Source organism: Streptacidiphilus rugosus AM-16, from assembly GCF_000744655.1.
Taxonomy (GTDB): Bacteria; Actinomycetota; Actinomycetes; order Streptomycetales; family Streptomycetaceae; genus Streptacidiphilus; species Streptacidiphilus rugosus.
On sequence record NZ_JQMJ01000001.1, the window covers coordinates 90,508 to 116,228 of the forward strand.

Consider the following 25,721-nt stretch of genomic DNA (forward strand, 5'->3'; position numbering starts at 1 on the left):
CAGGCCGGCGCGGTCAGCGGGCTGGTGTCAGCGGCACCAGCGCGGCGCTTCGCCGATGTTGGCGATGTAGCGGGCTGAGGACCAGGCCCAGCGGCCGTCGGCGAGCTTGTACCAGCGCGGGTTGCCGTCCACCCACTGGCCGTTGACCTTGCACTCGATCCATACGGTCTGGCCGTAGTCCAGCGATCCGACCACGGGGGCGTTGCGGTTCGGCGCGCTGCGGACCAGCAGTCCGGTGCGGGCGATGACGCGCCCCTTGTACAGGTGGTGATGGGGGTGCTCGGCGGCCATCGCGGGCGCGGAGTGGGGGGCGGTCTGCGGGGCGGCGGACGCGGTTCCGGCGGCGGCGAGCACGGCCAGGGCGCAGGCTGCCGTAACAGAGGCGATCTTGCGAAGCATCAGTACAACTCCTGATGGAACGGCCCGTGGCGGGGCCTCGGAGCGGGGCCGGCCTGGGTCTGCACGGCGGCGGGCACCCGACGGTTGGATGCCGGTCCTCCGCGCACATCTGCTGCGGAGAACCGGTCGACGCCACGCTATGAGCATCACTTTAAGTCGGCAACTCGTCGCTTTGTGTGACTACAGGGTAGTGGGTGGCGGTGCGGCAGGATCACGCTTCGCGTTGCTTGGGGCGCGCGATGATCTGGACGCGAGTGGGGTCGAACGTCCCGCGTGGGGTGGCCGTGGGCGAGATCCGGACGGCGAGGAAGAGCAGTCGCAGGACCTGAGCCAGGCGGCGCGGCGGTATCCGGTTCAAGGCCGCGGGGGTGAGTGAGCCGTCGGCGAAAGCGCTGCCCAGGGGTTCGGTGGGCCTGCGGCTGACCTTGCGGTGGCGGGCCCGTGCGGGGACGTGGCAGGTGGTGGGGCGCTGCGCGAAGGGCGGCGTGCCCGAAGGGGACGCCTGCGATGCTGATGCGGGACCGGCTGGACGTGGTGTTCGAGGACGAGGACTTCGCGGACCTGTATCCGCGTGACGGGCGGCCGGGGTTGTCGCCGGGGCAGCTGGCGCTGGTCAGTGTGCTGCAGTTCGCGGAGAACCTGTCCGACCGCGCGGCTGCGAACGCGGTGCGCACGAGGATCGACTGGGAGTACGCCCTCGGCCTGGGTGGACGATTCCGGGTTCGACCACTCGGTGCTGTGCGAGTTCCGGGCCCGCCTGGCCGAGGGGGACGCGGCCGACCGGCTGCTGCAGGTGATGCTGAACCGGCTGGTCGAAGCCGGACTGCTCAAGAAGGGCGGCCGCCAGCGCACCGACGCCACCCACGTGCTCGCCGCCGTCCGTAGGCTCAGCCGCCTGGAGTTGGCCGGCGAGAGCCTGCGGACCGCACTCGAGCAGCTGGCCCAGGCGGCCCCGGACTGGCTGCTGCCGCTGGTGGAGCCGGAGTGGGACAAGCGCTACGGCCGCAAGGTTGAGATCGGCAAGGTTCCTGGCGGGCAGGCGGGAGTCACCGCCCTGGCCGAGGCTTTCGGCCCGGGACGGAGCCAAGGTCCTGACCGCCGGCTGGGCGTCCGACGCCCCACCCCGACTTCGGACACTGGCTCAGGTGGAGATCCTGCGCCGGGTGTGGGTGCACCACTACTACTGAGACGCGCGCGGGAAACTGCGCTGGCGCGACGGCCACGCTCTGCCGCCCGCGAGCTTGCGGTTCGACTCCCCGTATGACACCGACGCTTCCCAATCTGGGAGTCAAGCGGCAGGAGTCACTGGGGGTGTGACGGTGTAGCACCGTCGGTCACGGATGAGGGCCCAGATCACGTTGACGCGGCGGCGGGCGAGAGCGAGCACGGCCTGGACGTGGCTCTTACCCTCGGCGCGTTTCCTGTCGTAGAAACGGCGCGAGTTGGGATCGCTGCGGACACTGACGAACGCGGACGTGAAGAAGACGCGTTGCAGTCGCCGGTGGTATTTCGTCGGTCGGTGGTCGTTGCCGCTGACCTTCCCAGAGTCGCGTGGGGCGGGGGCGACGCCCGCGAAGGCCGCGAGTCGGTCGGCGGTGGGGAAGGCGTCGAGGCTGCCGCCGATCGCGGCGAGAAGCTCCGCGCCCAGTGTGGTCCCGATGCCGGGCACCGAGGCGATCACGTCTGCGAGTTCGTGCTCACGAACCGCCCCTCGATGAGCCGGTCGGTCTCGGCGATCTTCTCGTTGAGGGCCATCACTTCCCTGGCCAGGGTGTGCACCATCTGCGCGACGCTCTTCTCCCCGGTGACCGCCGGGTGCTGGCGCCCGGCGGCCTCGACCGCCGTGGCAGCGAGGGCTTCGGCGGACCGGACCTTGCGGTTGCGCAACCATGTCGCCAGCCGCTTGGTGCCGGCTCTGCGGATCGCAGCCGGGGTCTGGTAGCCGGTCAGCAGTACCACCGGGCCGGCCGCGGTCAGGTCAAGGGCCCGCTCCAGGCCCGGGAACATCCTGTTGAGCAGGGACTTGAGCCGATTGATCGTGCGGGTGCGGTCCTCGACGAGATCGGCGCGGTGCTCGGTCAGCAGCCGCAGTTCGATGACGGCCTCGTCATCGGGGCGGACCGGTTGCAGATCCCGGCGCATCCGCGCCTGGTCCGCGATCACACGTGCGTCGCGGGCGTCTGTCTTGCCCTGCCCACGGTAGCTGTCGGTGGCCCGGTTGACCACGACCCCGGGGATGTAGAGGATCTCCTGGCCGTGGCTGGCAAGCAACTCGATCAGCAGAGCGGGCTCTGCACCGGTCATGTCCATCGCCCACGTCACCCGGTCGCCGTCCACGGTGAGGTTCGCATGCGCGGCCGCGAACTCGGACGCGTCCCCACCGACCCCAACGACACCGACTGAACCACCAGCACCGGGTCCGTTTTCATCCGGCCAAACTGGGTCACGGTTCACGCGCCGCCGACATGCCCACCATGGCGCACTGCCCCGAAGAGACACGCGGCGATCACTCGTACGCCACGGCAGACTGGCCGCCATGGACCAGCGCATCGCCCGTCTTCTCGGCCTCGACCTGAACGACCCGGACGTCGTAGCGGCAATAGCCAAGGCCGAACGCGAAGCAGCCGTCGACCGACGCCAGCACATCGACGCAGACCGGCGCCCCAGGCACACCGGCCCTGAGATGACAGCGGCCCCAGACGGCGAACCCGGCCGGGCCACCCCGGAACACTGAGGGCGGCGGCCCAACCAGGGGCCGCCGCCCGACCAGCCTGGGGCTGCATGGTCCGCCGACCGGTCACGGTGATCCTTCCAACGCCCCGACCAAAGCCGCGCCAGCACACGCGATCGTCACCCGGACGAGCGACAGCAGTAGTCGCACAACAGAGGTCGGACCCGCCAGGCGGCACGTCACTGACGCCGGGCAGGTCCGAACGAGGACGGCCTTCCATGGCTGCCTCACCACCACAATCAGCCTCAGGCGCCCGCGGACCCGTAGCGACACCAGCGCCTCATCTCGGTGGAGCACCAGCGGAAGCTCCGAACCGCGCTGCGGGGAGGGCGGCGGCCCCGGAGTCCACCCGGTGGAGCCGCCGCCCAGGGTCGCCGGGTAGAGGCCGGCAGCCCAGACGTGCCACGCGAGGAAGCGCGCGACACCACCATGATCCGCCCCGGCCTGTCCGCAAGCCCCAGCGGACACGCGACAGTCACCCGGACAGCCGCCGCCAAGGTACGCAAGTGGACCCCACCCGGGAGGATCACGGGCGCCCGGGCGGGGTCCGAGGACGAGGCCAGCATCACCGTACGACCTCACTTACAGCATCCGCACCTGGCGCGAATTGCCGGGCACCGACACGCGATGATCATCCAATCGGACCACAAGCGCCGGGCCCGCCCGGCGGACCTTCGACGCCAGGCGGGCCCAAACAAGGTGCGGGGCCCGCCGACACCAAGACAGCCGCACCCCACCAGGCACGGCGGAGCAAGCCGCGCCGGGGGCCCCTTGGGGCGCCACGAAAGGGCCCGAGACCCGGCTACGCCGCACCTGTTCCCAGACGATGCGACTCCCCCAGCTTCATCCCGCACCGGATGCACTCCGCCCACCCACGCCGCAGACTCACCCGCACAGCCCACCAAAACCAGGTCCGGCCCGCGAGAGGCAACGCGGGCCGGACGATGCCCGCAGCCGGCGAGGGCATAGCGGGCCACGGGCGCATAAGGCCGGGCCCTGCCACAACCCGGCAAGCCGCCACAGGGCCCGGCATGGTCCGCGACCTGAGGATGTCAACGGCCATTGAGATGCCCAGGTGGGCGGTCTTCGGGTGTCCAGGCTGGTGGCCATCAGAAATCCATGCCTGTGGCCAGTGGTGTTCCTGGGGGTGGGGGTCAGTTCAAGGGGACCACTCCCTTGCCGGCGAGGGCCTCGGCGAGGCGATGCGAGTCGCCGGATGTCTGGACCAGGTGAGCGTGGTGCATGAGCCGATCGGTGCTGGCCCCGGCGAGGGTCTTGGGCATGATCGTGTCGAAGCCGGACGGGTGGATGTTGCTGGTCACCGCGATCGAGCGGCGCTCGTAGGCGGCGTCGATGATCCGGTAGAACGCCTCGGCGGCATCCTCGCCGACCGGCAATAGGCCAATATCATCAACGACGATGAGGTCGGCCCGGCAGATCCGCGCGACGGTCCGAGCGGTCGACCCGTCGACCTTCGACTTGCCGATCGCGGCGGCCAAGGTCTCCAGGGTGAACCACGACACCCGCAGGTCCTTCTCGATCGCGGCCTGCGCCAGACCCTCCGTGAAGTGCGACTTCCCGGTCCCCGACGGGCCGGCGATCACCAGATTCTCCGCCCGGCCGATCCACTCCAGGGTGACCAGCGAGTTCTGGGTCGGCTCGGGGATCGTGGAGTCCTCGGCCCGCCAGGACGCCAGGGTCTTGCCGGTCGGGAAGTTCGCCGCGTGCCGGCGAAGGCGGCGGGTGGCCGCGTCGCGGCCGGTGACCTCCTCGGAGATCAGCAGCCGCAGCACCTCGGCGGGATCCCAGCGTTGCGCCCGGGCGGTGGCCAGCACGTCGGGTGCCGCCTTGCGCATGTAGGGCAGGCGCATCCGGCGCATCAGCTTGTCGAGTTCCTCGGGGATCGCCGGCGGGTGGGGAAAGCTCATGATGAACGTGCCGTTCTCGTGTGTTGACGTGCGGTCAGGATCGGTGCCGGGACGGAGTGCGGTGGTTCAGCGGCCCAGGGCCTGCCAGCCGATCGTGCCGTTCTGGACGGAGTGGGCCTCATCGGCGCGGACGACCTGCGCGGCGGGCTTGTTGGCGGCGATGTGCTCCAGGATGGAGACCAGGTCGTCCTCGGCGAAGCGCCCGGCCGCGGCCGCGAGGCCGAGGGCCTGGTCGACCCGGTCGTTGCCCAGGACGGTGGCGAGTTCGACGGCGTGGGCCATCTTCGCGCGGATCCGGGCCGCTCCGGCGGGGCCGGCTTCCTTGAGCCAGCGGCCGGCGCCGGGGCCGATGCCCACGAACGCGATCTCCGCCTCGGAGCGGGGCTGGAGCCTGGGCTGGTGGACGCCGCGGCCGTCGGAGTGGTCGGGGTAGTGGGCGTCGATGATCTGCGGGACGCCGGGCGTGGACAGCTGGTGCCGCCAGATCTCGGCCAGGTCGCCGGACGGGGTGCGGGCGGTGATCGACAGCTCGTCGCCGACGACCCGGCACCAGACTCTGGCGCCGGTGTAGCCGGGCGGCGTCGAGTAGCGCACCGAGTTGAAGCTGACCGTGCGGTCCGAGCCGACCACCCGCTCCTCGCCCAGCGCGAGCGCCAGCGGCTCCAGCGGGAGGACGTGCAGCGTGGTGCGTTCGACGTCGAGCCGGTCGGCCGGGACCTGCCCGGTCGCCCGGTGCCGGCGCGTGTTCACCTGCTCGCACCAGATCCGGCAGGCGTCCGCGAGCTCGGCGAAGGAGTCGTAGGCCGGCAGCAGGTTCGCCTCGGTGGGGACCAGGTCGGCCTTCGCGATCCGGACAGTGGCCTCCGCCCCGCCCTTGCTCTCGGGGTCGTAGGGAACGCAACTGACGACCTGACAGCCGTAGTGCCGGCCCGCGGCGACCATCTGCGGATGCCGGACCGGGATCCCGGCGATGTGCTCGACGGTGACCGTCTTCGCGTTGTCGGTCAGCACGTAGGTCGGCGCCCCGCCGATCCTCCGCAGCGTGGTGTCCAGGCAGGCCACCAGCGTTCCCAGAGTGCAGTCCCAGACCGGGATCACCACCCGGAACCGGGACCAGGACAGCCAGGCGCAGAACAGCCAGGTCCGCCTGCCGTTGATCTTCGGGCCCTCGCCCCAGTCGAACTGCAGCCACCTCCCGGGCTCGGGGATCCACGGCCGGTAGGTCCGGCGCTTGCCTGCCCTCCACGCGGTCTTCGCCGCGTTCACCGCCCGCCGGGTCGAGCGCGCGCTGCCCTGGAAGCCCATCTTCACGAGCTTGTCGTGGACCACGTCCGCGCGGATCGACGCCTTCGACTGCTCGACCCACTCCTCGATCTTCTCCAGGAAGCCGTCGATCATCTTCGGCCGCGGCTCACGCTCGAACGGGTTCCGCCCGCTGGCGCGGGCCTCGACATACCGCTTGACCGTCTTCGGGTCGTGCCCCGTGAGCGCGGCCGCCGACCAGACCGTCTCGGTCAGGTCGTACGCCTCGAATATCTCCATGATCTCTCTGTCAGACTTCGTCACAGGACCTCTTCGACCGGTATCGCTGATGCTTCGCAAACACCAGCAAACCGGACGAAGGGGTCTCCTTCAGATAAGGAAGCGATCAGGAACACCGCAGGCTAGAGGCCATCTACCTGGATTTCTGGTGGCCATCAACCGGGACTCGACTGGCCGCACACCTGGACTCTGCCACGGCCGCCGACACTGAGGATCACGCGGACCTCTGCCAGTCTCACCCGCAGCCCGCATTTCCGCAGCTCGTAGGCGCTGTGGGGTGCCGGGTGCGGGAGTCGAACCCGCACGCCCATCAGGCAACCGCTCTTGAAGCGGCCGCGTCTGCCAGTTCCGCCAACCCGGCCGAAGCCCCCGGCCGGGGGCTTCGGCCGGGCACGTCCACCGGGCCAGGCCGAACCCGAAGCGGGCCCACGACCTCGGAGCAGGCCCGCCCCACCCAAGTCGCGCGCCCCCGCGCAACCACACGCACCTGCAGCCGGAAGCGGTAGTCGCCACGCTCGGGTCATGAGCGACGGCCCGTCGGACGTCCGCCTGGGGCTGGAGGACTGGACCTCACTGGGAGTGCCGCGGTGGTGGAGGCATGAGGCCCGGCCGTGTCGCACGCTCGACCAAAAGATGCGACCGGCTCAGTCTCGCCAGGCAGCGGCCTGGATTGCGAGGCGCCAGGGTCGCCCGAACGAATGACGGGAATGCTGTGGCCCCGGCCCTCCGGAGTCACCCAGCGCCGAGGCCTTCCAGCAGGTCGCGCGCTCGTCCGATTGGTGCGCGGCCCGAGGCCAGAATCACGCTGGCCGACGGCGCGGTCCACGGGACACGCCCACGCTCACCCGAACGTGGATCACATCCGGAAGCGCCCCGCCCCGCCAGCGCAGGCGCGTACCGTGACCGGGATGGACGACGAGCGCCCCAGCATGCCCATCCCACCCAACGAGCACCTCAAGCGCACCACCCACAGTGGGGCGGAGCTGCCGGCCGAGGTTCGCCAACATCTGCCGATCGACGCGCTGGAGGAGGCCGAGGCGGAAGTCGCCGCCGCCAGCGACGAGGAACGATCAGCAGTGCTGGCCGCCTGGCGCTCCACAGCGCAGGTGTATGCCGACCCTGTGCTGCAGGCCGCACTCACCCGGGACGCCGGTGTCGAGCCTGAGCCAATCCAGATCCAGCCCACCACCGAGCAGCGGGCACGCTGGGAGGACGCCGCTGCAAGCCAAGGCCGCTCCCTGGAGGAGTTCGTGATCGCCGCTGCCGACACCGTCGCCAGGACATGATGGAAGGCCCCCCGCCCGCGAACCGGGCGGGGCCATCATGGACGGCATGGACAGCCCAAGATCCCAGATCGATCAGGTAGTCGCGCGCCTGCAACCCGTTGCTGCCCAACTGCTGCGCCACGACCACACCAAGGAAGACCTGGGGCCCTGACCCAATGCCGGGACTCTGTTGGCGATCTTGTGAGGGTCAGCCGCTGGCGGTGCACAGTGCGAACCGCACAACCGATCCGCCGTCAGCACTCCCCACAAGATCACCAACAGAGTCCCGGCATTGGGTCAGGGCCCAACACTCAAGGTGATGAGTTGCCGATCAGCGGATCGTTCGTTGTTCCAATCATGAGTACCGACGTCGACGACTTGAGATGTGTCACCCCTGCTGCAGAATCGATTCGCCAACCCGAGCCGATTTTCGGGTCCAGCTCGCTGCGCAGTGGCGGATCCTCGGCAGGACAGTGCTGGGCAAGACGACCCAGGGTGGCAACCCCTGTCCCGTCCCGAGCACTCGACGGCCCAGCCCAGCGAGGATCAGAACCCCTCATGAACTCCCTCAACGCCCGGGAACGCGTCCTGCTCGAACGGCTCAGCATCAGCCAGCTTCACCGCGTCCATCATTACGCCAGCACCCGAGCGACCAGTGACCCCCACACGCTACGACCCGCACGCCTGCGCGAAGTGCTCCACGCCGTCGAGCACGAGGTCAACCGCCGCGCCACCAGCGCGAGCAGCCGCGACAGCGCAAACGCCGACAGGCCGACCCGTATGCACCGCTGACCCGGAATCACGCTCACAGGCTCCCGTGGGCGACACGCCCGGACCGGATCAGGCGTCAGGACGGGCCCGCGCGCCGAATCCCGGCACGGGACAGCCGGGGATCCACAATAAGGGAGTATGCGGACAGAACGCCTGACCAGTGCCCTAAATGACCTCGCTCCTCACGGCACTGCGGTCGTGCCGGAGCAAAGAGACCCTGCACCGTCCTGCGGCCCGAGAATCGGCGCGCTGCTCGCGGGCGAGCGCACCAAGGCCGGCCTGACTCAGGTACAGCTGGCGACGCGTGCGGGGATGGCGCAGGGTGCCGTGTCGCGGATCGAGACGGGTGCCTCGTCGCCGAGCATGCGCAGCCTCCAGCGGCTCGCCGACGCCCTGGGCCTGACGTTTACGCTGGTCCTGCGACGCGGTGACGAGACAATCTGCGAGCTCACTACCGGAATGCCGTCGTGAACAACGCCGACAGTGCGCTCGGACGCGACGCCCTCTACCTCGACGCGACCGCCCGCGGCCTCGGCTGGCGGGTCTATTGGGAACCCGACGGAACCGTCCTTATGTCCAAAGGGCCGTGGACCCTGCTCGCCGTGTTCGACCACGACGGCGCGTTCCGCTTCGCCCGCGCCCACGGCCCCAACACCGGCGGAAACGAACTGACCCTCCCCCAACTCGTCGACGCCCTCGAACACTGGCCCACCCCCTAACCCGCGCTCACCACTCCACCGCCCGCTGACGAGCCTGGTGCTCCGCACACAGCCGTGCCGAAGCGAAAGCGGCATTATGGCAGGCACGACCCTGGAACCAGGAAGCGAGGAGCCCACGGACCTCGTACCCGCCCACCGCGCGCAGCACCCGCACCAGCGAACCGACCAGGAACACCACAGACCTCCCGCCCCCCGGCCGAGCTACCAGCCCGAACGCACAGTCAGGACGGTAATCGAGCATTCACCTGGGGCCCGGCGACACACCCGCGCCCTGGATGGGGCCAGATGCCGATGTGGCGGTGCGTGACCCCTGCACTTGAAGATCGTTGGCGGTGCATGACCAACACTGCACAGCGAGTACTGGCTGCCGTTGCCCTGTCCGGGGCAGCTCTCGCCTGCACCGGACCAGCCCACGCTGACCCCGCTGCGACCCGGGGTGCCGCACAAGCGCGGTCGGCCGCGTCCTCGGCTGATTCCGTACGCGCCGCGGTCCCGGACAGGGCGTGGCAGACGCTGAAGCTGATCGACGCCGGCCAGTGGCCGCCGAACGACGGCTCCGGCACCAAGGGCGGCACCACCTGGCCGAACAAGGACGGGGTACTGCCCCGCACCGACAGTGCCGGCCACCCGATCCAGTACCTGAAGTGGGACGTGAACCGCAAGCAGCCCGGACAGCCCCGCGACACCGAGCGGATCGTCACCGGAGACGATGGCAGCGCCTGGTACACCCCCGACCACCTGCAGACCTTCGAACGCATGCGTTGAGCCCGAAAGACCTAGATCTCTCAGTAAACTGCCGTCAGATCACCGTCGCTGAACGCTTCATCACGCTCGCGCGAGATCGCCGCCCGGCACCCCTGCGGGTGCCGGGCCTTCCTCGTGGCCACCCGTTTGCCTCCCCCAGCATGCCAACCGCGGGCGCGCTGTCCAGCCTGGTGGCAGCGCTCAGCCACGGGGCGCTGCCCGGAGTCCGCCCTTCGGCACGGCACCCCGGCTACGGGGTAACTCCCCCCAGTGGCGCCCGCGGGAATGCGCTCCCTGTGGGCAGTCGGGCCCGAAGAATACGCGGCCTTCAACCAGGCTGCGGAGCCGGCAGAGGTGCCGGCGAGGGCGTGGACGACTCAGTTGATGGCGAGGGCGTTCATGCACGGCAAGCAGACCCGCGTGATGTCCAGACCGGCGACCGGGCGGGCCACGGCCGGAGCCAGAAAACGCCGCACAAGGTCGTGCTCATCCCGACCGGCGCCACATGCCAGCGCACCTCACGCGGCCCCCGGACTCGGCCTTGAACTCGAACACCCTAGCCAAGTTACGCTCCGGTGGAACCCGGCTACCGGACTCCGGCGGCGGCGAGCATATTACGGACCGCGCTGGCGTCCAGGCCGGTCCGCGCGGCAATACGGGGGACGGACAGACCCTCACGGCGCGCCGCTGTGACGGCCGCGGCCAGGCCCCGACGGGCCGCGTACAGATCCCGCTTCGCCGCCTCGACCGCCGCGGCAGCCTGCTCAAGGGAATCATCGTTCACCGTCTGGGCCTTCTTCCCTGGTCTTCCGCCGATCACCGGCAGCCCGAGTTCCGCGGGCTGGTTCTGCCGCGGTCCGGGGATCGCTGACGCACCGGCAGCCAAGACGCTACGCGCGCCGGCCCGGGGCTTCCTTCAAGGCTGAGCAGCGCCTGCGACACCTCCCGTCGTTGCGGGCGCCCACCTATGGTGTGCGGCGGCAACTGCCCCGACCGCCGCACACCAGGGTCAGTCCTCCGGGCGTACGGTGGGATCGATAGCGCGCAGCAGCGCCAAACGTGCCTGGCGCGCCGCCTCGCTAAGTTGATGCAGCCGGGCGCGTTCCTCAAGCGTCCACTGGGTCGCCGAACGCTCGCTCATCGACGCGGCGTAGGCCACCATACGCTGGTCAGCTTCCCGGACAGCTGCTTTGAGTTCCTCGACAGACGACACCAGATGATCGTAGAACCGGGCAAAGGGGCTCTTGAAGAGCACCGCCGCCGCGGGGTGACAGCAAGACCGCCCCGCTATCGGAAGGCAGGGCGGTCGCCGTCCCCGCCAGGCTGCTGGGAATGACAGCTCGCGACGCGGCGGACAACGGAGCGGCCACGGGGATGCCCCGAGCGCGACCGCATATCTCCAACGCTCCCCCGGACGGCACAGCCCGGCAACCCGGCGCCCGTGCGCGACTCACACGAGAAAATGGTGAGGGCCCCATCGTCGGTGAACGGCTGCCCGGGAAGGACCGGCTGTGCGATACGAGATCCGGGGCGCGGCGTCCTCACCGAAGCGACGCGCGAGGAGCTGTTCCCCGAACTGGACAGCGTCATCATTCTGGGACACGACCGTGCTGTTCGGCGAAATCACCGACGAAGCCCACCTCTTCGGGATGCTAGACCGCTGCCGCGCGCACCATCTCCCGGCGAACGCCCGGATCTCCTTTAGCTGCGCCGACTGCATCCCGTACGTGACGCTCGTCTTCGAGGCGTGCTGGTAGGCGTCGCGCCGCTCCTGAAGGGCCCCGTTATAGAGAGAGCAGTGGTCACGCAGCATCTCGGCAAGCGCTTGCGTCTGGCCCACGGTGAGCATGCATGAGGAACTTGTACGCACGGATCACCCGGCCCACCCCCCTGCAAGGTCGACAACCAGGATCATACTACAGAACGTGAGCAACCATCACAGACAGTGGCGCAGGGATCTCCGCCGCTTCGCGGCTCCGCGGCTCCGCGCCAAGGATGCCTTCCCTCCCCGGCTGAAGCCGGGGATACCCTGCAAGATCATGGATGGCGTACTCGGCGCCAGTTCGAGCGTCTCATCGTCGCTGGGTGTAGATGCCTGCCCCGGGCAGCGCAGTCCGGGCTGCGGCGGAGGCGGATCGGGGGTTGGCTTGGCCGGGGGCCAGCTGCGGCCCCCGATCCTTCCTCTTGCAAGGAGTCATCGTGGCGACGTTTTCCCCGCACCAGATCGCGAACCTCGTCGGGCAGACGGGTGGTGACCACGGGCAGGCCGCGCAGATGCTGCAGGGCGTGGGTGGCATCGACCCGAGCCAGCCCGACCACGCGGACATGCTCGACCAGCTGGGTATCGACCCCCAGGCACTGCGCCAGGGCGACTACCAGGAGCACCTCGACGCTCAGGAGGCGCCGGGTTTCGCTGGCTACCAGCCGGGCCAGGACCTGAGCGGCCAGCAGGCGCAGTTCAGCCCGGACGACCTGCTCTGACAGCCGACGGCACGCGCGCGGCGCGGCCCCCATCCCTTCGCCGGGACGGGCGACCGCACCGCTGTGCTGCCAGGGGGTGTCACATGTTCCGAGACTTCTCCCGAGGTGTGGACACTCGACAATGGATCTTGATGGTCCGAGGAAGGGTGTCTGGTGGGACGGAAGTCTCCATATCCGGTGGAGTTCAGGAAGGACGCGGTCGCGCTGTTTCGCGCGGCTGGCGGGAGGCGCACGTTTGCCGCGGTCGCGGCGGACGTCGGGGTGACCGGCGAGACGCTGAGGAGTTGGGTGCGGCAGGCCGGCCGGGCGAGCAACGGCAAGGTCGCGCCGGAGAGCCGCGATGAGGAACTCGCCCGGCTGCGGGCCGAGAACGGCTGGCTCCGCAAGGCCGAGAAGGAGTGGGAGCTCGAGCGGGAGATCCTGCGGCGGGCGGCCCAGTATTTCGCGCGGGAGATGAGGGCATGGCCGGCCGCTGGGGCTTCATCTCCGTCCACGGCGCCGTCTTCGGTGTGCAGCGGATATGCCGGGTTCTGGGTGTCTCGCGCTCGGGCTACTACCGGTGGCTGCCTGGCGCCGAAGCCCGGCGGGCCCGCCAGGTGGCCGACGAGGCCCTGGTCGCGGAGATCCGCGAGATCCGCGCCGACCACAAGGGCACCTACGGAGTGCGCCGGGTCCACGCCGAGCTGCGGGGCTTCGGCCACACCGTCAACCGCAAGCGCGTCGAGCGGTTGATGCGCGTCAACGGGATCGAGGGCCGGCACCTGCGCAGGCGCAAGCGCACCACGGTCTCTGACCGGCTCGCGCCGCCCGCCAGGGACCTGGTGCGACGCGACTTCACGGCCGGGGACCTGGACGAGAAGTGGTGCGGCGACATCACATATGTGCAGGTCGGTGGCTCGTGGCTGTATCTCGCGTGCGTGATCGACATCTGCTCGCGGCGGGTACTGGGCTGGTCGATGGCCACCCACATGCGCACGCAGCTGGTCGTCGACGCCCTCACGATGGCGGTGGCGGCCCGAGGCGGCCACGTGGACGGAGTGATCTTCCATGCCGACCACGGGTCAGTACACCTCCGCCGCGTTCGCCCGGGTCAGCGACGGGTTCGGGATCCGCAGGAGCATGGGTCGCGTCGGGTCGAGCTACGATAACGCGCTGGCCGAATCGTTTTGGCAGGGGCTGAAGCGAGAAGCCCTGCACGGGACGTTCACGACACCCCAGCGGATCAACGAGCTGGCCCGTTCGCAATGGACCACCGAGAACCGGCTCCACTTCGTCCGCGACACCGCCTTCGGCGAGGACGCCTCCAAGATCCACACCGGCCACGGCCCCGAGAACATGGCCACCCTGCGCAACCTCGCGATCCACACCCCCCGCGACCACGGCCACACCAACATCGCCGCCGGCCTCCACCACGTCTCCCACGAGCCCTTCACCCGCCCGCTCGACCTCCTCAACATCCCGTGACCAGCCCGGACGCAAGATCACCGGGACTTCGAATCAGCCCTGCCCTGCGCGACTCCTCGTGTCCTTCCGTGCGCCTGCTCCTCGTGCCGTTCCAGGAGTGGGAGGATCATCAAGTGTCTCATTTATCCATAACTGTCATGAAAGGTGGGTGGGGCATATGCCGGGGCCCGAGATTGATGTGCGGCGGCGGGAGGTGCTGCGTATGGGCGCCGGTGCGGCGGTGGCCGCGGGCGCCGGGTGGCTGGTGGCCGGGTGCACCTCTCATGCACCCTCGGGCGGTGCCGGGAGCCCGGGCGTGCCGCGCCGGGGCGGCAGTCTGCGGGTGGGCGTGACCGGCGGATCGACCGCGGACACAATCGACGCGCACGATCCAGTGGACGACCCGGATATCGCTCGCGCGATCCAGCTGTACGACACCCTTTCCATCTACAACGCGGACTACGCCGTGGAGTTCGCACTGGCCGAATCAATCGAACCATCCGCTGACGCCGGCGCCTGGACGATCAGACTGCGTTCCGGGGTGGTGTTCCACAACGGCAAGTCCGTCACGGCGGAGGACGTCGTCTACACGCTCCGCCGGATCCTCGACCCTGCAAATCCCAGGAAAGCCGCACACCAACTTTCTTCAGTTGACCCGAACAACATTAGGATCGTCGACCCGCTGACATTGCAGCTGACTCTCAAGCATCCGGATGTGACCCTGCCCGAGGCTCTTGCAGTCTATAACACGGGGATCGTGCCGGTGGGTTACGACCCGAGGCATCCAGTGGGAAGCGGGCCATTCACTTACTCCAGTTTCACTCCCGGCAAGGAGAGCACGTTCCTTCGTAACGACCGTTACTGGCGTCCGGGCGAGCCGTACGTCGACAAGGTCACCATCGTCGACTACCCCGATGAAACCGCCCGCGTGAATGCGCTCCTGGCCGGACAGGTCGACGCGATCGACGAGCTGCCGCTAGGACAGATCGGCTCCGTCGGCCGCCGACCGGACCTGCGCGTACTGGAGTCAGAGACCGGCGGCTGGCTGCCTCTTACTATGCGTGTGGACACTCCTCCATTCGACGACGACCGCGTTCGCCAGGCATTTCGGCTGGTCGTGGACCGAGGGCAGATGGTGCGTCAGGTTCTGGGCGGCCACGGAGTGGTCGCGAACGACCTGTATGCCCGCTTCGACCCCGCCTACCTCTCCAGCGCCCCGCAACGGCACCAGGACATCGCCCAGGCCAAGGCCCTCCTCCGTCAGGCGGGCCACGAGAATCTGACCGTCGAGCTTGTCACCGCGCCAGTGGCCACCGGCCTGGTGGAATCTGCACACCTGTTCGCCCAGCAGGCCGCCGCCGCCGGCATCACCGTCCACGTACGCCAGGTCGACCCAGGCGTGCTCTACGGCGACAACTACCTCAAGTGGCCCTTCGCCCAGGACTACTGGTTCACCCGGAACTACATCCTCCAAGCAACTGAGGGCAGCCTGCCCGGTACGCCGTTCAACGAGACTCACTGGACCGATCCGCGCTACGTCAGTCTCGTCACCCAGGCGCGCGCCACCGTCGACCAGAACACCCGCACCAGCCTTCTGCGCCAAGCCCAGCAGATCGAGTACGACCGCGGCGGCTACATCATCTGGGGCTTCTTCAATCAGATTGGCGCCCACACCGCGAAACTGAACGGCCTCGCCCCCCACAAAAGCGGCGTCCCCCTGAGCGACTACGAATTCCGAAAGGCATGGTTTTCGGGATGAGTGATTTTCTCGGACCAGGCGTCGCAGATTCGTGATCGAGGCACAGGCTCTGGCATGTACGTGTGGCGGCGCCATGTCCCAGGCGGCTGATCCGCTACTCATGCCGACAAACAGATCGTGGTGAGGTTGAGCTTGCACAAGCATCGGATTGGTTCAAAATTCGCGGCGGAAAAGGTGCCTCGATCGCCCCGGGGACCGCGTCGTCGCGAAGTTCTGCGTATGGGGGCTGGTGTGGGGCTGGCTGGTGCTGGTTGGCTTGTGGTTGGTTGTACGTCTCGGGCGCCGTCGCAGGGGGTGGGCAGTCCAGGGGTGCCGCGCCGGGGCGGCAGTCTGCGGGTGGGCGTGACCGGCGGATCGACCGCGGACACAATCGACGCCCATACTCCAGTGGCAGCTCCGGATATCGCTCGCGTGATCCAGCTGTACGACACCCTTTCCATCTACAACGCGGACTACGCCGTGGAGTTCGCACTGGCCGAATCGATCCAGCCCTCCGTTGACGCCCGAGTGTGGACGATCAGACTGCGTTCCGGGGTGGTGTTCCACAACGGCAAGTCCGTCACGGCGGAGGACGTCGTCTACACGCTCCGCCGGATCCTCGACCCTGCAAACCCGAAAGACGCGGCGCCCAGCCTTGCATCGGTTGACCCGAACAACATTAGGATCGTCGACTCGCTGACATTGCAGCTGACTCTCAAGCATCCGGATGTGACCCTGCCCGAGGCTCTTGCGGTCTACAGCACGGGGGTCGTGCCGGTGGGTTACGACCCGAGGCATCCAGTGGGAAGCGGGCCATTCACTTACTCCAGTTTCACTCCCGGCAAGGAGAGCACGTTCCTTCGTAACGACCGTTACTGGCGTCCGGGCGAGCCGTACGTCGACAAGGTCACCATCGTCGACTACCCCGATGAAACCGCCCGCGTGAATGCGCTCCTGGCCGGACAGGTCGACGCGATCGACGAGCTGCCGCTAGGACAGATCGGCTCCGTCGGCCGCCGACCGGACCTGCGCGTACTGGAGTCAGAGACCGGCGGCTGGCTGCCTCTTACTATGCGTGTGGACACTCCTCCATTCGACGACGACCGCGTTCGCCAGGCATTTCGGCTGGTCGTGGACCGAGGGCAGATGGTGCGTCAGGTTCTGGGCGGCCACGGAGTGGTCGCGAACGACCTGTATGCCCGCTTCGACCCCGCCTACCTCTCCAGCGCCCCGCAACGGCACCAGGACATCGCCCAGGCCAAGGCCCTCCTCCGTCAGGCGGGCCACGAGAATCTGACCGTCGAGCTTGTCACCGCGCCAGTGGCCACCGGCCTGGTGGAATCTGCACACCTGTTCGCCCAGCAGGCCGCCGCCGCCGGCATCACCGTCCACGTACGCCAGGTCGACCCAGGCGTGCTCTACGGCGACAACTACCTCAAGTGGCCCTTCGCCCAGGACTACTGGTTCACCCGGAACTACATCCTCCAAGCAACTGAGGGCAGCCTGCCCGGTACGCCGTTCAACGAGACTCACTGGACCGATCCGCGCTACGTCAGTCTCGTCACCCAGGCGCGCGCCACCGTCGACCAGAACACCCGCACCAGCCTTCTGCGCCAAGCCCAGCAGATCGAGTACGACCGCGGCGGCTACATCATCTGGGGCTTCTTCAATCAGATTGGCGCCCACACCGCGAAACTGAACGGCCTCGCCCCCCACAAAAGCGGTATCCCCCTGAGCGACTACGAGCTGCGCACAGTGTGGTTCTCCGCCTGAGCCAGGACGCGTGTTTCCTGCCGGGGGTCAGATACTGGTGCTGTCCGTTGTGGCGGCGGATTTCCTCCCGCAGGTAGGTGAGGGCTTGGCGGGCGGTGCGGTACGCGGTCTCGACCGTCGTGGCGGCTTCGGCCGCAGCGGGGTTCCCGGTGGTAGTGAGGTCTTCAAGGGCCTGGCAGAGCCGTCGACTACAACACGCTGACCGGCCTTGCGACCGCGCTGGCCCTGTGGTTCTGGAAGGACCTGGAGAAGCACCACCCCGGGATCGACTCGCTGCGGCTCGCGCCGGACGTCGCCACGGCCTGGAAGCGGCGCCTGCAGATCCGCACCGTCCGCAGCACCAACGAACACGGCCAGGTCGTGGAGACCACGGTGGAGCGGGCCACCGCGTCCGACACGCTGATGACCGTCCGCGCGTTCTACCTGGACCTGGCCCAGTGGGCCCTGGACGAGCCCTCCCGCTGGGGCCCGTGGGCCGTCCCCTGTCCAGTCCGCGCCGCCGACGTGCAGCACCGCAAGATGAAGTCCCGGCAAAAGGCCCGCATGGACCAGCGCACCCAGGAGCGACTCCCCGTCTTGCCGGCACTGATCGAAGCGGTCGACCGGAACCGCAAGGCCGCCGCCGCCCGTCTGGCCGCCGCCAAACGAGCCCGCCCCGGTGAGCTGTTCACCGCCGGTGGGCAGACCCTGCGGCGCGCGGCCCTCAAGCGGCATTCCCCTCACCCCTGGGCCGAGGATCCCGCAACCGGGCGACGCCGGAACCTGGCCAGGGAGGAGAGCAACTCCTTCTGGGGCTGGGCCGCGGTCGAAGTCTTGCGCATGACCGGGATCCGGATCGAGGAGCTGAGCGAGGTCTCGCACCACAGCCTGGTCCAATACCGGCTGCCGAGCACAGGTGAGGTCGTTCCCCTGGTGCAGATCGCCCCGTCCAAGTCCGACGAGGAACGGCTTCTGGTCGTCTCCCCGGGGCTCGCGGACGTGCTCTCGGCGATCATCTGCCGCGTCCGCACTGCCGACGGCGGCGTCCCGCTCGTGATCGCCTACGACCATGACGAGAAGGTCTGGAACCCGCCCCTACCGCTGCTGTTCCAGCGCAAGATCGGACTGGAGGACCGGCCGATCCCCATCGACGGCATCCGCACCCTCCTCCAAGACGCGCTCGCCGCCACCGGATTCACTGACCCCACCGGCAAGCCGCTGCACTTCGCTCCCCACGACTTCCGGAGGATCTTCACGACCGATGCCGTCATGAACGGCATGCCGCCCCACATCGCCCAGCTGATCCTCGGACATCGCGACATCAGCACGACCATGGGCTACAAGGCCGTCTATCCCGAGGAGGCCATCAACGGGCACCGCGCGTTCATCGCCCGCCGCCGAGACCTGGGGCCCAGCGAGGAATACCGCAGCCCCACCGCGGAGGAGTGGGAAGAGTTCCTCGGCCACTTCGAACGCCGCAAGGTCGCCCTCGGCGCCTGCGGCCGAGCCTACGGCACCAGCTGCATCCACGAGCACAGCTGCATCCGATGCCCACTCCTGCGGGTCACGCCGACGCAATGCCCCCGCCTCGTCGAGATCCGCGACAACCTTATCGACCGGATCGCCGAGGCCGAGCGCGAGGGGTGGGCCGGCGAGGCGGAAGGCCTCAAGGTCAGCCTCGCCGCGGCCAACGCCAAACCCGCCCAACTCGACAACCTCATCACCCACCGCACCACCGCCGTCCACCTCGGCATGCCCGCCTTCCCCGACATCGCGGGACGTCACGTCACAGCCGAAGCCAGACTGCCAACGGGAAGCAACGAGCTGGGACAATCCAAGGATGGCCCGCAATGAGATCCGGTTCGACAGCCGACAGCGCGACGATCGCGGCGTGCTCGAGATCGTCCTGCGCATCGACGGAATCCCCCTCCCCGAGCTGATCGACAGGTTCGAACTGGACGCCGGGATGCAGCCCGCAGGCGACGCCTACGGCGGACTCATCCCAGAATTCTTCCGCTTCGGCCCGATGGAAGACCACTTCCACGGTCGCTCCACCAACGCGATGGGGCCGAAGACGCCGTAGCTCGGCTGCGAATGCAGGGAGTGGGGATGCTGGCCGCTCATGGCCCACATCACCGCGACCCCCGAACTCGTGACCTGGGACTCCTTCGAGCAGCCCTACCGCACGGCCCGCGACTACACGGGGTTCGGACCGTTCCAGTTCGACCGCCACCAATACGATGACGCCTTGCGGGCCCTGAGCGCGGTGATCGGCTCCGACGTCAACGAGGCGCGGACATGAGCGCTACCCGGTCCGGCCTGCTGGGCTGATGGATGGAGAAGCGGTTCGTGGAGAGGTTCGAGACGGAGAGTCTGGCGCTGCTGCCTGGCCAGAAAGTTCAGGCAAAGGTCCTCAGCCATCACCCATGGGGCGTGATCGTCGAGATCATCGGTCACGAGCACGCCGACCTGTCGGCCTCGATCGACATGATCCAGCAGTTCTCCCGGACCACGAGCAGCCATGACGAACTACTCGCGCTCTTTCCACCGGTCGGTTCGCAGATCGATGCAGTGATCGAGCAGATCCACCGCTGGCATCCGCCGGTATCAGTGCGGCTCAGCATCCGCCCCGCCGACCTGGAGTCGATGACCTGGCGCTGCGACTTCTGCGGTGAACGGATCACGTTGAGCCCGGGTGGGGACGCCCTCATCCTGGACTCTCGCAGCAACGACGGCCCGGGGAGTCACACCGTCATCTCCCACCGGCGCTGTCTGGCCGAACGAATCCGCCCAGAGAACACCGGCGAGCGAGCACGAGCCATGAAAATCGGGAAGATGGGCTGACGGTCATCAGACCGGTGCCTGACCGCCCGTCACCACGACTCAGAACGGAACCGACAGTCCAGCGTCGCGCAGCTGGGCCAGCGCGGCGGACATGCACTGCTGGACAGTCCTCCCGTCAGCTCGCATGCCATGCTTCAACGGGCCGCCGCTGGCGGCGAACGTCCACGCTGGCGCGTTGTCAGCCAGCCTCTCGGCGTCCATCCTGATCATGGCGTTCACACCCTGCTCGCCCAGCCACTCCAGGATTAGCAGCGTCACGTCCTCGACGCCGCGATCCTCATCGATCGTTGGCCAGCGGCCTCGGTTCCCCCGTCATCACCCCAACTCTATCGAGGGCCTGGAGGCAGCCGAGGGGTCTCAAGCGGCAAGTTCAGAGAAGGCGGCGGGGCCAGATGTTTCCTGCGGAAGCTTCCGCCCTCGTGCTCGACGCCGCCCTTCTCGTGCGCCCCGTCCTCGCCCGGGGCGCAGGAGAAGGCCGAGAACTGCTACCACGATCTGAACTTCGCCCACTGGTTCAACTCCAGCCGGGACCGGCCGAACAGGACCTGCTTCACCGTCGGCCGCAGGTTGTCATAGCGAATGTGCACCGAGGGGACACCGCCCAGCACGGTGAACGCGTCCAGGTGGCCTTCGAGGAAGGCCTCCTGCGAGGCGGTCGCGTAGACGCGGTGGACGGCCTTGCCGGAGTAGGACAGCCGCAGCGTAAACAGCACGCACTTGCGGCGCTGCCCGGCCAGGTCCAGCCAGAGGTCCGCGAAGTCGACCTCGGCCTCCTCACCGGGCCGCTTCGACTGCAAGGCCTGGGTCGAGTCCGGAGCAAAGGCGGCGGTGGGGAAGACCGCCACGATCGCCGACGACGGCTACCCGGGCACCGGCCTGGTCATCCCACACCGCCGCCCGGCCGGCGGCGAGCTCTGCGAATGGAAGCGCGAGCACAACCGCTCCCACAAGCTGGTCCGGGCCCGCGTCGAGCACGTCTTCGCCCGGATGAAGACCTGGAAGATCCTGCGCGACTGCCGGCTCAAGGGCGACGACGGCGTCCACCACGCCATGCTCGGCGTCGCCCGCCTGCAGAACCTCATCCAGGCCAGCTGAGCAGACGTGGACCCAGCCCCCAAAGCGCCCAAACGCATCCCAAGATCCATTACGGGACACCCTTAGGGAGCACGCGATGACGACCGAGCTCTCCTCGCACTGCTGCATGTCCGGCAGCAACGTGCCCGATCGTTTTAATCGATCGCCCCGCCGTTCGCCCTCCTGCGCATCTTCAGCATCGAATCGGCGAGAGAGCATGGACGCCGCATTCGCCCATCCAGATAGGAAGTGACATTTTGCTCCAGAAATCTCCGGGCGAGAATACTCGAAGATGTGGAAATCTCTACGTCTTCGGGTACGGATCCTTGGTGAGCCAGCGCTCGATTGCTCAGACAGTTGGCCGCTCCTTCATAAATGCCGAAGGCCCTTTCGAGGCCGCACTCCGGGGCTGGAAGCGCACCTGGAACAAGCCGACCTTTAGGTCGGCGCATCTAGGACGGGTGCTCCGCTACACGGACGGAACGGAGTTTACCGGGGTGACCGTGGCTTTGGGACTCATCCCCAGTAACGCCAAGGACACCTGCATCGGCGCCGTGTACCGGGTCTCAGAGGACGACCTGGGCCGCCTGGACCGGCGCGAGCAGGGGTACGAGCGCATCGACGTCAGCACTCACGTGAGTTGGGCAGAAAAGCAGGAAAGTGCACACGTAATCACATACGTTCCAAGGCCGGAAATTTCCGCTCAGCTACAAACAGCGCTCTCAGCGAACGCATCGGTCGTCGTGATGAAAAACTATCTGGAAATCATCAAGGACGGCTTCCGAGAATTGGGGGAGGCCGCACTAGACCAGTACCAGGCAACTACCCCAAAACCACCTTGGCCCGTCGAACACCTGACTTGGACGGAAACCAATGCGCGCGCAGTTCCAACTGCTACCTGAAAACAGGCGGGACCTCGTTGGAATGTCTGGGCCAGGAAAGCGTTCATGGAGCGGGGTATGCGCCGGCTCCGAACGGCGGCAAGGAAGGCCATCATGAGCATGGTGTCAACGCTCTCGCAGAATTGCGGGAGCGTCGACACATGGCCACCGTGGTGTGTTGGCACACAAGCACCCTTGCTAGCGACGCGGCTGCGGGGCGCAGGGCAGCGGGCTGTCGCACGGGTGCGTGTCGGTGACGACAACGGTGATGATCTGCCGCATGACTGTCCACACGCGGTCCGGTCCCGGCAATCCGCCGGCCGCGGCGAGACCGGAGAGGGTCAGCCACACCTCGGCGGCGACGTCGTAGGCCTCGAAGGCATTGAGCCTTTTCAGAGTGGGCACCGATCGGGTGATGTCCCACGTGACCGCTGACCGCAGGAGAACGCCCGAGGCCCTCGGGGTGTTGAGAGAGGTGCTTGAAGTCTCAACTCATCACCCAGAAGGCCTCGTTGGTCACATATCCTGCCGCACTCGACCTGCCCCATGCGATCGTCGAGTGGGTCACCATGCTGATTGTCACCCGTGAGGGTGACCGCCGGTGCAAGCTCCGCCCGTCCCAGCGAGCCCTGATCGCGCTGGTGTACCTGCGCAAACACGACACCCTGGCCCAGCTCGCGGCCGGCTTCGGGATCAGTGTCGGCACCGCCCACGCCTACGTGCATGCGGTCACCGACCTCCTTGCCCGCAGAGCGCCCGGCCTGACCCAAGCCCTGCGCGAGGAGAGCAGCGAGTACGTGCTCGTCGACGGCACCCTCGCACCGTGCGACCGGGTCGGCGACGGCCGCGCCGACTACAGCGGCAAACACCGCCGCCACGGCGTGAACCTGCAGGTCATTACCGGTGCCGCAGGCAATCTGCTGTGGATCTCCAGGCCGCTGCCCGGTCGCACCCATGATCTCACCGCGGCCCGCCAGCACCGTATCCCAGCCACCTGCGCGCGTCTGCGGGTCCCCGTGCTCGCCGACCTGGCGTACACCGGAGCCGGCCCAGGCACCGCCGTCCCGGTGGTCCGCCGCCGACCCAAGCAGGAGCTCACCGCGAAGCAGAAGTCGCTGAACAAGGCCCACGCCCGGCTGCGCCGCCCGGTCGAACGCGGCGTCGGCACCGTCAAACGCCGGCGAATCTTCCGCCATGCACGCTGCAGCCCAGGCTGGCTCCAGTCAGCGGCCAAGGCCGTCCTCACTCTCGAGAGGCAACGCTGAAAACGCTCCCTGATCTCGGCATCGACGAAACCCGCCCGCGCTGGCTGGAGACCTAAAACCCATGTGCGAAGTCCGGGGTTAATTTGACACACCCGGAGCGAGTTGATCTCCGGTGAGGGCTACCGGGCCGGTGTCCTGCTCGCCGGCACGGCTGTGCACTTGGGGTCTGCGGTCTGCGGGCAACGGTCCGGAGATCAGAGCCGGTAGATCTGTCCCGTCTGTGCTCCCTCGAGGGATCGGACGAACGCTTCGGCGACGCGCTCCAGTGGCACCGAGCCCATGCCGGGGAAGAAGTCGCCGTAGACGCCGAGCGACTCGGTGAAGACGTTGGGCGAAATGGCGTTGACGCGCTGCGGGGAGATTTCAATCGCTGCAGCACGGACGAACGCCTCGACGGCCCCGTTGGCCAGGGAGGCAGCGGCCCCGGTGGGGATCGGCTGCTCACCGAGGATCCCCGTGGTCAGGGCGAACGAGCCGCGATCTGCCAGGTGCGGGAGTCCCTGACGCACCAGCTCGACCTGGCACAGGATCTTGCCCGCGAACGCGGAGTGCCAATCGTCCGGGGAGAATTCGGCGAGCGGCTTGTAGGGAACCGATCCGGCCGCGCAGACCACGGCGTCCAGGGGACCGTCTGCTGCGGCTTTCTGGTACAGAGCGGTGATCTGCGTCGGGTCGGAGACATCGAAACGCAGTTCTCCCGAGCTTCGGCCGACCGTGCGGACCTCGTGGCCTCGTGCCCTCAGAGCCCGGCCGACGGCCGTACCGAGCGTGCCGCCCGCGCCGACGAGAAGGATCTTTTGCTGCCGCTTCGTCATAGCGTCCAGGCTAGGAGAGTCCGGCAGGAGGTGCGCGGGGCTGTACGAGGTCAGCGCCCGACTCGACATCACCCATACATGGGTGACGCCCCAGGTCAGGACGGCGGTCCTGGCCTCCGGCACCTGTCGGGCCCTCTGCCGCTGGCAGGAGGCAAGACCAGGTCTTCGGTAGAACGGCTACGGCCGACTCCCTCCCCATTGGCCTCGGCCGACCAGTATGGGTGACCGGCCGGCCACACCCCGGTCCGTACCGTTCCGGCGGCCCGTCAGCCCACGGTGTGTGCGGCGCTCAGGATGAGGCCGGTCACGTCGTCGGGGTGGGAGACGGCGACCGCGTGGGAGGCCTTGACTTCGATGGTGTGCGAGTGGGCGCGGTTGGCCATGAAGCGTTCGACGTCCGGCGGGATCACCTTGTCCTGCCGGGCTACCATGAACCACGTACCGGAGGCCCGCACGGCCTCGCCGCGTGCACCCTACTCGTACAGGCCACCACAGGCGAGACCTGGACTAGACCGCTCTACAGTCCGAGGTGATCAATGCTCACCGCGACAATGCCGCGGGGATAGGCGTCGGGATGGTCAGTGAGGATGAAATGGGCCGGTTCACCGCGCTCTACTGGGGCGGTCGCGGTGGCGATCGCAACCGCCATGCCCTGGGTGAGGTCCCGGTAGCGGTGCAAGATCTGCGCAGCCGCAAGGGCGGCAGGCGTGGTCAGCGGCTCTGGCATGACACCCGGCTGCGCGGTCACAGTGATCCCGGCACCGGGGATCTGCTGCTCCACCTCCAGCAGGCAAAATGTGGGCACGATCAGAGGCCGGCCGGAGGTGCGGTTCGCGTCGTCGACAAGCCGAGAGACAACCGGGTGGCTGTTCCAGAAGGCACGGATCGCCCCCGTGTCGAGCAGGATCACGCGGCAGCGTCCCCACCGCGGAGGAGCTGCTCGGCCGCAACGGCATAGAAGCGCTCCAACGCGCCTTCGCTACCCGCAAGGACCTCGTCGCTCGGCGGATTGGGCAGGTGCCGACGCATCGCCTCACGGCCGGCCCGCTGGCGTTCGGCCCGTTCCTGATCAGTCAACTGGGACGCCGAAAAAGACGCCACCAACGCGCCGATGGTAGTGCCTCGCTCGGCGGCGAGCACAGCAAGGTGATCGCGGACCTCGGTCGTCACCTGAATCGTGGTGTTCCCCATACACACATCCTACAGTCAAACTATGGCAGCTTCTCTGGTATCCGCACAGTAACCCGCCCGCCAGCCCCAGGGTCGCAAGCACCAACGGACAAGGGGCACGCAGCCGAGCAGCCAAACCCGCGCTCGCAACAAAAAATT

The 25,721-nt window shown here is 68.1% G+C and carries 29 protein-coding genes, 1 tRNA gene and 6 pseudogenes; 20 read left to right on the forward strand and 16 right to left on the reverse strand.

The annotated features are described in order from the left end of the window. Positions 1-27: 27 nt before the first annotated feature. Both BS83_RS00425 and BS83_RS44725 read right to left on the reverse strand, forming a co-directional pair. Positions 28-399, reverse strand: coding sequence for an SH3 domain-containing protein (locus BS83_RS00425; protein WP_037599583.1), 372 nt, complete (start codon positions 397-399; stop codon positions 28-30). A 211-nt stretch (positions 400-610) separates the two neighbouring features. Continuing rightward, complete coding sequence (locus BS83_RS44725; protein ID WP_157596651.1) at positions 611-757, reverse strand: hypothetical protein; 147 nt, start codon at positions 755-757, stop codon at positions 611-613. A 155-nt stretch (positions 758-912) separates the two neighbouring features. Here BS83_RS44725 and BS83_RS46945 point away from each other — a divergent pair. Both BS83_RS46945 and BS83_RS46950 read left to right on the forward strand, forming a co-directional pair. Further along, positions 913-1,047, forward strand: a pseudogene (locus tag BS83_RS46945) (hypothetical protein); the annotation flags it as partial. A gap of 58 nt (positions 1,048-1,105) precedes the next feature. Continuing rightward, positions 1,106-1,663 (forward strand): hypothetical protein, encoded by a 558-nt coding sequence (locus BS83_RS46950; RefSeq protein WP_232248018.1) that lies wholly within the window; start codon positions 1,106-1,108, stop codon positions 1,661-1,663. Between the two features lie 24 nt (positions 1,664-1,687). Here the strand turns inward: BS83_RS46950 and BS83_RS00435 are convergent. Further along, positions 1,688-2,733: pseudogene (locus BS83_RS00435) on the reverse strand (IS110 family RNA-guided transposase); the annotation flags it as partial. 202 nt (positions 2,734-2,935) lie between these two features. On the opposite strand from BS83_RS00435, the gene BS83_RS44735 reads away from it, so the two are divergent. Beyond that, positions 2,936-3,133 (forward strand): hypothetical protein, encoded by a 198-nt coding sequence (locus BS83_RS44735; RefSeq protein WP_157596655.1) that lies wholly within the window; start codon positions 2,936-2,938, stop codon positions 3,131-3,133. A gap of 1,151 nt (positions 3,134-4,284) precedes the next feature. On the opposite strand, the gene istB is transcribed toward BS83_RS44735, so the two are convergent. The 3 genes from istB to BS83_RS00455 form a co-directional block, all read right to left on the reverse strand. Further along, entirely contained in the window at positions 4,285-5,058 is a 774-nt protein-coding gene (gene istB / locus BS83_RS00445; RefSeq protein ID WP_037599587.1) for an IS21-like element helper ATPase IstB, read from the reverse strand. Between the two features lie 66 nt (positions 5,059-5,124). Further along, on the reverse strand, positions 5,125-6,600 hold the full coding sequence (gene istA, locus BS83_RS00450; RefSeq protein WP_037599589.1) for an IS21 family transposase: 1,476 nt from the start codon (positions 6,598-6,600) through the stop codon (positions 5,125-5,127). A gap of 278 nt (positions 6,601-6,878) precedes the next feature. Then, positions 6,879-6,961, reverse strand: a tRNA-Leu gene (locus BS83_RS00455). Between the two features lie 547 nt (positions 6,962-7,508). Here BS83_RS00455 and BS83_RS00460 point away from each other — a divergent pair. The 5 genes from BS83_RS00460 (at position 7,509) to BS83_RS00480 (ending at position 10,120) form a co-directional block, all read left to right on the forward strand. Then, entirely contained in the window at positions 7,509-7,886 is a 378-nt protein-coding gene (locus BS83_RS00460; RefSeq protein WP_157596657.1) for a hypothetical protein, read from the forward strand. A gap of 537 nt (positions 7,887-8,423) precedes the next feature. Continuing rightward, positions 8,424-8,657 (forward strand): hypothetical protein, encoded by a 234-nt coding sequence (locus tag BS83_RS00465; RefSeq protein ID WP_037599593.1) that lies wholly within the window; start codon positions 8,424-8,426, stop codon positions 8,655-8,657. A 117-nt stretch (positions 8,658-8,774) separates the two neighbouring features. After that, entirely contained in the window at positions 8,775-9,107 is a 333-nt protein-coding gene (locus tag BS83_RS00470; protein ID WP_084712979.1) for a helix-turn-helix domain-containing protein, read from the forward strand. After that, positions 9,104-9,355, forward strand: a complete 252-nt coding sequence (locus tag BS83_RS00475; RefSeq protein ID WP_037599595.1) for a hypothetical protein — start codon at positions 9,104-9,106, stop codon at positions 9,353-9,355. The genes BS83_RS00470 and BS83_RS00475 overlap by 4 nt, the downstream gene beginning before the upstream one ends. Before the next feature lie 336 nt (positions 9,356-9,691). Further along, complete coding sequence (locus BS83_RS00480) at positions 9,692-10,120, forward strand: ribonuclease domain-containing protein (protein ID WP_037599597.1); 429 nt, start codon at positions 9,692-9,694, stop codon at positions 10,118-10,120. A 565-nt stretch (positions 10,121-10,685) separates the two neighbouring features. Here the strand turns inward: BS83_RS00480 and BS83_RS00485 are convergent. Then, complete coding sequence (locus BS83_RS00485; RefSeq protein WP_037599599.1) at positions 10,686-10,883, reverse strand: helix-turn-helix domain-containing protein; 198 nt, start codon at positions 10,881-10,883, stop codon at positions 10,686-10,688. Positions 10,884-11,108: 225 nt separating this feature from the next. Next, positions 11,109-11,354, reverse strand: a complete 246-nt coding sequence (locus tag BS83_RS44740; RefSeq protein ID WP_157596659.1) for a hypothetical protein — start codon at positions 11,352-11,354, stop codon at positions 11,109-11,111. Positions 11,355-11,610: 256 nt separating this feature from the next. Here BS83_RS44740 and BS83_RS48675 point away from each other — a divergent pair. Next, a pseudogene (locus tag BS83_RS48675) lies at positions 11,611-11,856 on the forward strand (hypothetical protein). On the opposite strand, the pseudogene BS83_RS46955 reads toward BS83_RS48675, so the two are convergent. Continuing rightward, positions 11,739-11,976: pseudogene (locus BS83_RS46955) on the reverse strand (helix-turn-helix domain-containing protein); the annotation flags it as partial. The pseudogenes BS83_RS48675 and BS83_RS46955 sit on opposite strands and share 118 nt — an antisense overlap. Positions 11,977-12,298: 322 nt before the next feature. On the opposite strand from BS83_RS46955, the gene BS83_RS00495 reads away from it, so the two are divergent. The 8 genes and pseudogenes from BS83_RS00495 (at position 12,299) to BS83_RS00530 (ending at position 20,357) form a co-directional block, all read left to right on the forward strand. Then, positions 12,299-12,580 carry a hypothetical protein gene (locus tag BS83_RS00495; RefSeq protein WP_037599603.1) on the forward strand — a complete coding sequence of 94 codons (282 nt, stop codon included), beginning with the start codon at positions 12,299-12,301 and terminating at the stop codon, positions 12,578-12,580. Positions 12,581-12,733: 153 nt separating this feature from the next. Further along, positions 12,734-13,828, forward strand: a pseudogene (locus BS83_RS46960) (IS3 family transposase); the annotation flags it as partial. 373 nt (positions 13,829-14,201) lie between these two features. Then, a complete protein-coding gene (locus BS83_RS00510; protein ID WP_084712980.1) occupies positions 14,202-15,782 on the forward strand; it encodes an ABC transporter substrate-binding protein in 1,581 nt (526 codons plus the stop codon). A 411-nt stretch (positions 15,783-16,193) separates the two neighbouring features. Beyond that, positions 16,194-17,534, forward strand: coding sequence for an ABC transporter substrate-binding protein (locus BS83_RS00515; RefSeq protein WP_198035071.1), 1,341 nt, complete (start codon positions 16,194-16,196; stop codon positions 17,532-17,534). Positions 17,535-17,894: 360 nt separating this feature from the next. Further along, positions 17,895-19,367: a site-specific integrase gene (locus tag BS83_RS00520; RefSeq protein ID WP_051942264.1), complete on the forward strand. Its 1,473-nt coding sequence runs from the start codon at positions 17,895-17,897 to the stop codon at positions 19,365-19,367. Next, complete coding sequence (locus BS83_RS46965) at positions 19,354-19,596, forward strand: hypothetical protein (protein WP_232247974.1); 243 nt, start codon at positions 19,354-19,356, stop codon at positions 19,594-19,596. Before BS83_RS00520 ends, BS83_RS46965 begins: the two co-directional genes overlap by 14 nt. A 39-nt stretch (positions 19,597-19,635) precedes the next feature. After that, positions 19,636-19,815 (forward strand): hypothetical protein, encoded by a 180-nt coding sequence (locus BS83_RS46970; protein WP_232247975.1) that lies wholly within the window; start codon positions 19,636-19,638, stop codon positions 19,813-19,815. Between the two features lie 47 nt (positions 19,816-19,862). Next, positions 19,863-20,357: a hypothetical protein gene (locus BS83_RS00530; RefSeq protein ID WP_037600201.1), complete on the forward strand. Its 495-nt coding sequence runs from the start codon at positions 19,863-19,865 to the stop codon at positions 20,355-20,357. A gap of 39 nt (positions 20,358-20,396) precedes the next feature. On the opposite strand, the gene BS83_RS46140 is transcribed toward BS83_RS00530, so the two are convergent. Continuing rightward, on the reverse strand, positions 20,397-20,615 hold the full coding sequence (locus BS83_RS46140) for a hypothetical protein (protein WP_198035072.1): 219 nt from the start codon (positions 20,613-20,615) through the stop codon (positions 20,397-20,399). A 227-nt stretch (positions 20,616-20,842) separates the two neighbouring features. Continuing rightward, positions 20,843-21,154 (reverse strand): hypothetical protein, encoded by a 312-nt coding sequence (locus BS83_RS00540; protein ID WP_198035127.1) that lies wholly within the window; start codon positions 21,152-21,154, stop codon positions 20,843-20,845. Here BS83_RS00540 and BS83_RS00545 point away from each other — a divergent pair. Then, a pseudogene (locus BS83_RS00545) lies at positions 21,141-21,452 on the forward strand (transposase family protein); the annotation flags it as partial. The gene BS83_RS00540 and the pseudogene BS83_RS00545 overlap by 14 nt on opposite strands. A 236-nt stretch (positions 21,453-21,688) precedes the next feature. Next, positions 21,689-22,333, forward strand: coding sequence for a gamma-glutamylcyclotransferase family protein (locus tag BS83_RS43100; protein WP_269664821.1), 645 nt, complete (start codon positions 21,689-21,691; stop codon positions 22,331-22,333). A 177-nt stretch (positions 22,334-22,510) separates the two neighbouring features. On the opposite strand, the gene BS83_RS00550 is transcribed toward BS83_RS43100, so the two are convergent. After that, the gene (locus BS83_RS00550) at positions 22,511-22,717 is read right to left on the reverse strand and encodes a hypothetical protein (protein ID WP_037599611.1); all 207 of its coding nucleotides are present in this window, start codon (positions 22,715-22,717) and stop codon (positions 22,511-22,513) included. Positions 22,718-22,824: 107 nt separating this feature from the next. Here BS83_RS00550 and BS83_RS00555 point away from each other — a divergent pair, with 107 nt between their 5' ends. Beyond that, positions 22,825-23,577 carry an IS5/IS1182 family transposase gene (locus BS83_RS00555; protein ID WP_037600207.1) on the forward strand — a complete coding sequence of 251 codons (753 nt, stop codon included), beginning with the start codon at positions 22,825-22,827 and terminating at the stop codon, positions 23,575-23,577. A 194-nt stretch (positions 23,578-23,771) separates the two neighbouring features. Here the strand turns inward: BS83_RS00555 and BS83_RS00560 are convergent, their stop codons facing one another. The 4 genes from BS83_RS00560 to BS83_RS00570 form a co-directional block, all read right to left on the reverse strand. Then, a complete protein-coding gene (locus BS83_RS00560) occupies positions 23,772-24,392 on the reverse strand; it encodes a short chain dehydrogenase (protein ID WP_037599613.1) in 621 nt (206 codons plus the stop codon). A gap of 266 nt (positions 24,393-24,658) precedes the next feature. Further along, entirely contained in the window at positions 24,659-24,823 is a 165-nt protein-coding gene (locus tag BS83_RS44750; RefSeq protein WP_157596661.1) for a hypothetical protein, read from the reverse strand. A gap of 86 nt (positions 24,824-24,909) precedes the next feature. After that, on the reverse strand, positions 24,910-25,302 hold the full coding sequence (locus BS83_RS00565) for a hypothetical protein (RefSeq protein WP_037599615.1): 393 nt from the start codon (positions 25,300-25,302) through the stop codon (positions 24,910-24,912). Continuing rightward, on the reverse strand, positions 25,299-25,583 hold the full coding sequence (locus BS83_RS00570; RefSeq protein ID WP_037599617.1) for a hypothetical protein: 285 nt from the start codon (positions 25,581-25,583) through the stop codon (positions 25,299-25,301). Before BS83_RS00570 ends, BS83_RS00565 begins: the two co-directional genes overlap by 4 nt. Between the last annotated feature and the right edge of the window lie 138 nt (positions 25,584-25,721).

Excerpts from the sequence above, each read along its gene's own strand:
- BS83_RS00425 (WP_037599583.1), bottom strand. The coding sequence starts at position 399 with ATGCTTCGCAAGATCGCCTCTGTTACGGCAGCCTGCGCCCTGGCCGTG.
- BS83_RS44735 (WP_157596655.1), top strand. The coding sequence starts at position 2,936 with ATGGACCAGCGCATCGCCCGTCTTCTCGGCCTCGACCTGAACGACCCG.
- istB (WP_037599587.1), bottom strand. The coding sequence starts at position 5,058 with ATGAGCTTTCCCCACCCGCCGGCGATCCCCGAGGAACTCGACAAGCTG.
- istA (WP_037599589.1), bottom strand. The coding sequence starts at position 6,600 with ATGGAGATATTCGAGGCGTACGACCTGACCGAGACGGTCTGGTCGGCG.
- BS83_RS00460 (WP_157596657.1), top strand. The coding sequence starts at position 7,509 with ATGGACGACGAGCGCCCCAGCATGCCCATCCCACCCAACGAGCACCTC.
- BS83_RS00465 (WP_037599593.1), top strand. The coding sequence starts at position 8,424 with ATGAACTCCCTCAACGCCCGGGAACGCGTCCTGCTCGAACGGCTCAGC.
- BS83_RS00470 (WP_084712979.1), top strand. The coding sequence starts at position 8,775 with ATGCGGACAGAACGCCTGACCAGTGCCCTAAATGACCTCGCTCCTCAC.
- BS83_RS00480 (WP_037599597.1), top strand. The coding sequence starts at position 9,692 with ATGACCAACACTGCACAGCGAGTACTGGCTGCCGTTGCCCTGTCCGGG.
- BS83_RS00510 (WP_084712980.1), top strand. The coding sequence starts at position 14,202 with ATGCCGGGGCCCGAGATTGATGTGCGGCGGCGGGAGGTGCTGCGTATG.
- BS83_RS46965 (WP_232247974.1), top strand. The coding sequence starts at position 19,354 with ATGGCCCGCAATGAGATCCGGTTCGACAGCCGACAGCGCGACGATCGC.
- BS83_RS46970 (WP_232247975.1), top strand. The coding sequence starts at position 19,636 with ATGGCCCACATCACCGCGACCCCCGAACTCGTGACCTGGGACTCCTTC.
- BS83_RS00560 (WP_037599613.1), bottom strand. The coding sequence starts at position 24,392 with ATGACGAAGCGGCAGCAAAAGATCCTTCTCGTCGGCGCGGGCGGCACG.
- BS83_RS44750 (WP_157596661.1), bottom strand. The coding sequence starts at position 24,823 with ATGGTAGCCCGGCAGGACAAGGTGATCCCGCCGGACGTCGAACGCTTC.
- BS83_RS00570 (WP_037599617.1), bottom strand. The coding sequence starts at position 25,583 with ATGGGGAACACCACGATTCAGGTGACGACCGAGGTCCGCGATCACCTT.